The sequence below is a fragment of the Exiguobacterium sp. s46 genome (assembly GCF_018618875.1).
Classification (GTDB): domain Bacteria; phylum Bacillota; class Bacilli; order Exiguobacteriales; family Exiguobacteriaceae; genus Exiguobacterium_A; species Exiguobacterium_A abrahamii.
In genome coordinates, this window is the sequence record NZ_JACSMY010000008.1 from 1 (window position 1) to 7,931 (window position 7,931).

Sequence of the window (7,931 nt, forward strand, 5' to 3'; positions counted from 1 at the left end):
CGAAAGTAGTTGGGGGCTTCCCCCTGTGAGGATAGGACGTTGCCAGGCACTTGACCGATCTGCAGATTGCAGGTCGGTCTTTTTGTGTTATGTGAAACTTCAGACTGTTCTGATTATTGGTCGAGTCATTGACATGACACCCTCTGCTTGTTACCATAACATCAATATTCTTTTATAAAAGAGAAAGCGAGTGGATAACATGTGGGAGAACAAATTTGCTAAAGAGGGTTTGACGTTTGATGACGTCTTACTCGTACCCCGTCGTTCGAGTGTCTTGCCGCGCGACGTTGATTTATCTGTCACGCTATGTGAAGGGATCACACTTAATATTCCGTTGATCAGTGCTGGGATGGATACCGTCACAGAAGCACCGATGGCAATCGCAATGGCACGTCAAGGTGGTCTTGGTGTCATTCATAAGAATATGTCAATGGAAGAACAAGCAGAACATGTCGATCGCGTCAAACGTTCTGAAAATGGTGTCATCACGAATCCGTTCTATTTGACGCCAGAGCGTCAAGTTTACGATGCTGAGTATTTGATGAGTAAGTACCGCATCTCTGGTGTTCCAATCGTTAATAACGAAACAGAGCGTAAATTAGTAGGGATTTTGACGAACCGTGATCTTCGTTTCGTCAAGGATTACTCGACTGTCATTGAAACGGTGATGACGACAGAAGAACTCGTGACAGCAAAAGTTGGTACGTCCCTTGCTGAAGCAGAACAGATTCTCCACAAACATCGCATCGAAAAGTTACCACTCGTTGATGAGAACGGTGTATTAAAAGGGTTAATCACGACAAAGGATATCGAAAAAGTCGAACAGTATCCACATGCTGCGAAAGATCAGTTCGGACGTTTACTCGTCGCAGCAGCTGTCGGCGTAACGAAAGACGCTTCGACGCGCGCGAAGTTCCTTGTCGATGCAGGTGTCGATGCACTCGTCGTCGATACGGCACACGGTCACTCAGAAGGTGTTCTTCTCAAAGTACGTGAACTTCGTGAAGAATATCCAAACTTACCAATCATTGCGGGTAACGTTGCGACGGCAGAAGCAACACGCGATTTGATTGAAGCCGGTGCATCTGTCATCAAAGTTGGTATCGGACCTGGTTCGATCTGTACGACACGTGTTGTCGCAGGCGTCGGTGTACCACAAATCACAGCCGTCTTCGATTGTGCGACAGAAGCACGGAAACATGGTGTCTCGATCATCGCTGACGGTGGCATCAAGTATTCTGGCGATATCGTAAAAGCACTTGCTGCTGGCGGTCACGCTGTCATGCTCGGAAGCTTACTTGCAGGAGTAGAAGAGAGCCCAGGTGAGATGGAAATCTACCAAGGACGTCAATTCAAGACGTACCGTGGTATGGGTTCTGAAGCATCGATGAAACGCGGTAGCCAAGATCGTTACTTCCAAGAAGCAGACAAGAAGTTCGTTCCAGAAGGAATCGAAGGACGTGTCGCTTACCGTGGTAAACTCGGCGATTCGGTGTACCAACTCGTTGGTGGTATTCGTTCAGGTATGGGATACTGTGGCGCTGCAACGTTAGAAGAATTGCGTGAAGAGACACAGTTCATCCGTATGACGGGAGCTGGCTTGCAAGAGAGCCACCCGCACGATATTCAAATTACAAAAGAAGCATCGAACTATACACGTCAGTAAACAAAAGCCTCGTCTTTCTCTAGTAGAAAGGCGAGGCTTTTTTCATGATGATTTATGCAAATCCCACGCGTCCATCAACAATCGTAATCCTTCCATCAACTCTTGCTCAGAGAGACTCGCAAATCCAAGTACGATTTGAGGCGTATCGGAGAGAAGCGGTAACTGGGCATATTGAGAAAGACCATATACTTGGATGCCTTGTTGTTGTGCCCGCTTTACTAGCTCCGGCTCCGTCATCCCGTTCGCTACGGAAACAACGACATGGAGTCCCGCACTTTCGCCGGTCAATCGTAAGGCAGGAATCCGGCGAAGTGATTGGATTAAGACGTCGAGCTTGCGACGATAGACTTTACGCATCCGGTTGAGATGTCGTTCAAAGTCGCCCTCTTTCATGAAGCGCGTCAAGATCGTTTGATCGAAGCGCGAGACACTACAGGTATAGTGTGATAGTTCTGTTTGATACCGAGCGCGTAAGACTTCGGGTAAGACCATATAACCGATTCGTAGGGAAGGCATGAGTGATTTTGAGAAAGTACTCATGTAAATGACACGATTGCTGTCCATGTTGTGTAAAGATGGGATCGATTTACCGCTGTAGCGGAATTCGCTATCATAGTCGTCTTCGATGATAAAACGGGTTGGATCCATCGCCGCCCAGTTTAACAACTGATGTCTTCGGTTGACGGATAAGATGCTACCGGACGGAAATTGATGTGCCGGTGTGACATACATGACATCGACGTTTGATTCCTGTAAGTGATCAATCCGTAATCCATTCGCATCAACACGAATCGGTTCAATCATGCGTTCATGATTTTCAAGTAATAGGCGTGTCGTATGATAACCGGGATCCTCGATACCGTACGTGACGTCGCGTCCCAGTAAGAAGAGGACGAGCGGCAACAATTGCTCGACACCTGAACCGACGACGATTTGTTCAGGAGAACAGACGACACCACGAGAATGATAAAGATAGGTCGCAATCTCTTCGCGTAACGCTAGATCGCCTTGTGGATGACCGAGTGAGACAAGTAGGTGGTGATCGGTATCGATGATATCTTTGGCATACTTTCGCCAACGGGCGAACGGGAAAGAGATCCCTTCAATCTTACTTGGATGAAAATCATACGTGATGATCGGTTTTTCTTTAGTCACACGTGGTTCGATGACGGGTGAAGTTTTGACGTAAGCGAGTTCCTCATAGGCAAGAACGAAGTAACCTTTACGTGAGATGGATTCGACATATCCTTCTGCGACGAGTTGTTGGTAAGCAAGCTCAATCGTCGTTTGACTTAAGTTCAAAAATTGACCGAGTTTTCGTTTGGATGGTAATTTCGTGCCGTATGCTAAACGACCGGCAATGATTTCATTTCGGATCTGTTGATAAAGCTGTTCATAAAGTGGTTTTTCCTGGTTGCGCGTGAGTTGAAATGATAGCATGTCCATCTCGTCTGACTCCTTCTTTGTAAACTGACCTGTTGAAATCATCATAAACTGATACTTTTAAAAGTGTCAACGTTCCGTATACTAAAGGAGTGAAAGTCAACCAAGGGGGAATGGATATGGAACGTCAACAAGGAACGGATCGTGTCAAACGTGGAATGGCTGAAATGCAAAAGGGTGGCGTCATCATGGATGTCGTCAATGCGGAACAAGCGAAGATTGCGGAAGCAGCAGGTGCTGTTGCAGTCATGGCACTTGAACGTGTTCCGTCTGATATTCGTCGTGACGGAGGCGTCGCACGAATGGCAGATCCGTTGATTACGGAAGAAGTACTCGGAGCGGTCTCAATTCCCGTCATGGCAAAATGCCGGATTGGTCATATCGTCGAAGCACGTGTTCTCGAATCGATGGGGGTCGATTTCATCGATGAGAGTGAGGTCCTGACTCCGGCAGATGAACAATATCATTTACTGAAGTCAGAGTTCACTGTGCCGTTCGTCTGTGGCGCACGTGATCTTGGGGAAGCCGCTCGTCGCATCGCAGAAGGAGCAGCGATGATTCGGACGAAAGGCGAGCCTGGGACTGGGAACGTCGTCGAAGCTGTTCGCCATATGCGACAAATTCAAGCACAATTGAATCAGATTTTACATGTCAGTCCAGATGAATTGATGACATTTGCGAAAGAATGGGGTGCTCCGTACGAAGTATTACGTGATATTCGGACACAGGGACGTCTACCGGTCGTCAACTTTGCAGCCGGTGGAGTCGCGACACCAGCTGATGCCGCACTCATGATGCACCTAGGGGCAGATGGTGTCTTCGTCGGATCGGGGATCTTTAAATCAGAACACCCAGAACGTGTCGCTCGAGCGATTGTCGAAGCCGTTACGTACAAAGATGATTTTGAACGGATCGCGTCTTTATCCAAAGGACTCGGAACAGCAATGAAAGGAATCGATGTCACATCGATGCCGTTTGAGGAACGGATGGCGACACGCGGATGGTAATTGGTATTCTTGATGTTCAAGGTGCGGTCCGTGAACATCGACAGCAACTTGAAGATCTTGGTGTCGATGTCGTTCTCGTCAAACAAGTGAGCGATCTCGATGGACTCGATGGACTCGTCTTACCAGGAGGCGAATCGACCGCGATGCGTCGATTGATCGAACGCTATGAATTACTGGAACCGCTTCGGGAAAAAGCGACGACGTTACCGATGTTCGGAACATGTGCTGGAATGATTCTACTCGCAACCGCTGTCGAAGCAGGTCAGAGTCATCTCAACGCGATTTCGATGACGGTCCGTCGAAATGCCTTCGGTCGACAAATCGATTCATTTGAAGGATTGCTACCGGTTGAAGGAATTGAAGAGCCGATCGAAGCAGTGTTCATTCGAGCGCCATTGATTCTGTCTGTTGGGGAAGGAACACGAGTGATTGCGAAAGTCGAAGACCAGATCGTTGCCGTCGAGACATCATTACACCTCGCGTGTTCGTTTCACCCTGAATTGACAGAGGACGATCGCTTGCATCGCTATTTTTTACAAAAAATCAAACAGCGGCAGTCCGTCCGTTCATAAAGCGTGGAAGCATCTGACAGGTTCTACTGTCAGGTGCTTCTTTTGTGCTACACTATTCGTAAAACGAATGATTGAGTGAAGGAGAGACACGATGAAACGAATTTTACTACTCTGTTTAAGTGTGCTCCTAGTCGTAGGATTTCCTACAGCGGGACAAGCAGCACCTTCGATTCAAGCAGAGTCTTACATAATGGCCGATGCGGTCACAGGAAAAATCCTCCTTCAATCGGAAGCGGATGTTTCGTTGCCCCCTGCTTCGATGACGAAGCTGATGACGCTCTACCTCGTCAGACGACAAATCGAATTGAAAAAACTGACGTGGGACCAAAAAATCACGCCGAGTGCAAAAGTGTTAAAGCTTGCGAAGACGTCCGGAATCGCGCGTGTTCCAGTTAAAGCTAAAACATACACGGTTCGCGAGATGTATAATGCGGCGTTCATCAAATCGGCCAATGATGCAGCAGTCATGCTAGCCGAAACTGTCGCCGGTTCAGAAGCGACGTTCGTTGAAAAGATGAATGAGACAGCAAAACAGTTCGGAATGAACGACACGGAGTATGCGAATGCCTCTGGTCTAGATGCTGTCGATGCAACCCTTCCAGGAACGAATTTGATGACAGCGACCGATATCGCCTTACTCGTCATTCGCTACATCAAGGATTACCCGGATGCACTGGATGTGACGAACAAAACACAGATGAAACTTGATGGAGAGGTATTAAATAACTCGAATAAGATGCTGACGAAGGAAAAATTCGCATATGCCGGCATGCGGGGGATGAAGACCGGAACGACTGATTTAGCCGGTTATTGCTTCGCTAGTGTGACGACGCGGGATAATATGACGCTTGTCACGGTCGTCATGCGAACGGATTCCGATCAAGCCCGTTTCAAGGAAACGAAAAAGCTACTCGACTATGGTTTTGCGACGTTTGAGCCATTGACGTATTACGGAAAAGGGGAACGGATCAAAGACGTTCTTCCGATTAAAGGGGCAACCGTCCGAAAGCTAGACGTCGTCACGGACGGTTCGTTATACGTTACGGTCTTAAAACAAGCGGAGACGCGGGAACCACGGTTCGACTTCTCCAAAACAACGGCTCCCGTAACGAAACAAGAAGTCGTTGGGACGGTGCAGGTCGCGGACGATGGGATCTATCTACCAGGATTTGAGACACCCCGCGTGAATTTATATAGCGCAACTGCGGTTCCACTTGCGAGTGTTCCGACACGTCTCGTCCGTGCTTGGACAGCGTGGTCGAAGCAAATTGAACAAGCGATTCAACAATCGACTCTTGTCAACTTCCAAGGCGATGGTGTAAAGTAAGACTAATCTCATAAAGATGCTATGAACGGACCAAGTAGATGTATCGATACTGTTAAGAGAGCTAGTGGGTGGTGTGAACTAGTCAGATCGATGGATTGAATCGAGCCGGATCGCACACCTTGCGAACAAGGTGCGGGTACGCCCGTTATCGCGTCTTAAGTTGGCTAGATGTGTCTAGCAATGAGGGTGGCAACGCGGATCCAGGTGATTCGTCCCTTTTCGGTAGGAATACCGGAAAGAGACGAGTCGCCTTTTTTTATGACATAAAGGAGGAATTACAGATGATTGATATTAAACGATTACGCCAAGATTTTGACGCCATTCAAGAAAAGTTAGCGCACCGAGGAGAGGACTTGACGGACATGAACCGTTTCCTCGCACTTGATGAGAAACGCCGAGAACTAATTGCGCGGACAGAAGTATTGAAAGCAGAACGAAATGAAGCAACGAAAAAAATCGCTGAACTGAAGCGCAATAAAGAAAATGCGGATGAAGCGATCGCTGCGATGCGTAGTGTTGGAGACGAGATCAAGACGCTTGACGACGAGTTACGCGATGTTGAAGCGACATTGAACCAACTGCTCCTCGGTATTCCAAACATTCCACATGACAGCGTACCGGTCGGTTCTTCTGAAGACGATAACGTCGTCTTACGTGAAGTCGGTGACAAACCAGCGTTTGACTTCGAAGCGGTCCCGCACTGGGATTTGATGGAGCAATTAAAAATCGTCGATGTCGAGCGTGCCGGAAAAGTAACAGGTAGCCGTTTCGTCTTTTACCGCGGAGCGGGGGCACGTCTTGAGCGGGCATTGATCAACTTCATGATGGATCTTCACCAAGATCAGCATGGCTACACAGAAATCTTGCCACCACTCATGGTCAACCGTGACTCTATGACAGGAACAGGACAATTGCCGAAGTTCGAAGAGGATGCCTTTAAGATTGAAGAGACGAACTACTTCCTCGTACCGACAGCAGAAGTTCCGGTGACGAACATGCACCGTGAAGAAATCCTAACAGCAGATCAGTTACCGATCGGCTATGCGGCATATAGCCAATGTTTCCGTTCAGAAGCTGGTTCTGCCGGACGCGATACACGCGGTTTGATCCGTCAGCACCAATTCAATAAAGTTGAACTCGTTCGTTTCGTCAAACCAGAAGAATCTTACGAGCAGCTCGAATTGTTAACAGGACAAGCGGAAACAGTCTTGAAAAAGCTAAAACTTCCGTATCAAGTATTGAGCATGTGTACAGCTGATCTCGGATTCACGGCTGCGAAGAAATACGACATCGAGGTCTGGATGCCAAGCCAAGGCGTCTACCGTGAAATCTCTTCTTGTTCAAACTTTGAAGATTTCCAAGCACGCCGGGCGCAGATTCGTTTCCGCCGCGAAGCGAACGCAAAACCAGAATTCGTTCACACGTTAAACGGTTCTGCCCTTGCAGTCGGTCGGACAGTTGCTGCGATCTTAGAGAACTACCAGCAAGCGGATGGATCAGTTGTTATTCCAGAAGTGCTTCGTCCATACATGGGTGGTCTTGAAGTGATTCAAGCTTAAGTCAGAAGGGGGAGTAATCCCCCTTTCTGTATTTTAAAAAGTTTTTTTAGAAAAGGTCTTTACACGTTAAAAGGCAGATGCTATCATAATTAATGTCAGGAAAACAGACAGGTCATCATTGATCTTGTAAGAAGTACGGAGGCGTACTCAAGTGGTTTAAGAGAACGGTCTTGAAAACCGTCAGGCGGCGAAAGCCGTGCGTGGGTTCGAATCCCACCGCCTCCTCCATTTTTATTTTTTTGACAACGACATGCACGTTTTATAGCTTGGAGGCGTACTCAAGTGGTTTAAGAGAACGGTCTTGAAAACCGTCAGGCGGCGAAAGCCGTGCGTGGGTTCGAATCCCACCGCCTCCTC

6 protein-coding genes, 2 tRNA genes and 1 other annotated feature are annotated in these 7,931 nt (G+C 47.9%); of the genes, 7 read left to right on the forward strand and 1 reads right to left on the reverse strand.

Translation table 11 applies throughout. The annotated features are described in order from the left end of the window. Positions 1-199: 199 nt before the first annotated feature. Complete coding sequence (gene guaB, locus KNQ08_RS16525) at positions 200-1,666, forward strand: IMP dehydrogenase (RefSeq protein WP_029343029.1); 1,467 nt, start codon at positions 200-202, stop codon at positions 1,664-1,666. Positions 1,667-1,708: 42 nt separating this feature from the next. On the opposite strand, the gene pdxR is transcribed toward guaB, so the two are convergent. After that, the gene (pdxR, locus tag KNQ08_RS16530) at positions 1,709-3,106 is read right to left on the reverse strand and encodes a MocR-like pyridoxine biosynthesis transcription factor PdxR (RefSeq protein WP_353049233.1); all 1,398 of its coding nucleotides are present in this window, start codon (positions 3,104-3,106) and stop codon (positions 1,709-1,711) included. A gap of 122 nt (positions 3,107-3,228) precedes the next feature. Between pdxR and pdxS the strand changes: the two genes are divergently transcribed. The 6 genes from pdxS (at position 3,229) to KNQ08_RS16560 (ending at position 7,930) form a co-directional block, all read left to right on the forward strand. Next, entirely contained in the window at positions 3,229-4,116 is an 888-nt protein-coding gene (pdxS, locus tag KNQ08_RS16535) for a pyridoxal 5'-phosphate synthase lyase subunit PdxS (RefSeq protein WP_023469872.1), read from the forward strand. After that, positions 4,110-4,688 (forward strand): pyridoxal 5'-phosphate synthase glutaminase subunit PdxT, encoded by a 579-nt coding sequence (gene pdxT / locus KNQ08_RS16540; RefSeq protein WP_214806330.1) that lies wholly within the window; start codon positions 4,110-4,112, stop codon positions 4,686-4,688. The genes pdxS and pdxT overlap by 7 nt, the downstream gene beginning before the upstream one ends. Positions 4,689-4,779: 91 nt before the next feature. Next, positions 4,780-6,015 (forward strand): D-alanyl-D-alanine carboxypeptidase family protein, encoded by a 1,236-nt coding sequence (locus KNQ08_RS16545; protein WP_214806331.1) that lies wholly within the window; start codon positions 4,780-4,782, stop codon positions 6,013-6,015. Positions 6,016-6,027: 12 nt separating this feature from the next. Next, positions 6,028-6,235 (forward strand) — a binding site (T-box leader). A 61-nt stretch (positions 6,236-6,296) separates the two neighbouring features. Then, on the forward strand, positions 6,297-7,574 hold the full coding sequence (gene serS / locus KNQ08_RS16550; RefSeq protein ID WP_050679050.1) for a serine--tRNA ligase: 1,278 nt from the start codon (positions 6,297-6,299) through the stop codon (positions 7,572-7,574). A gap of 137 nt (positions 7,575-7,711) precedes the next feature. Next, positions 7,712-7,802, forward strand: a tRNA-Ser gene (locus KNQ08_RS16555). Between the two features lie 40 nt (positions 7,803-7,842). Continuing rightward, positions 7,843-7,930, forward strand: a tRNA-Ser gene (locus KNQ08_RS16560). Position 7,931 lies beyond the last annotated feature (1 nt).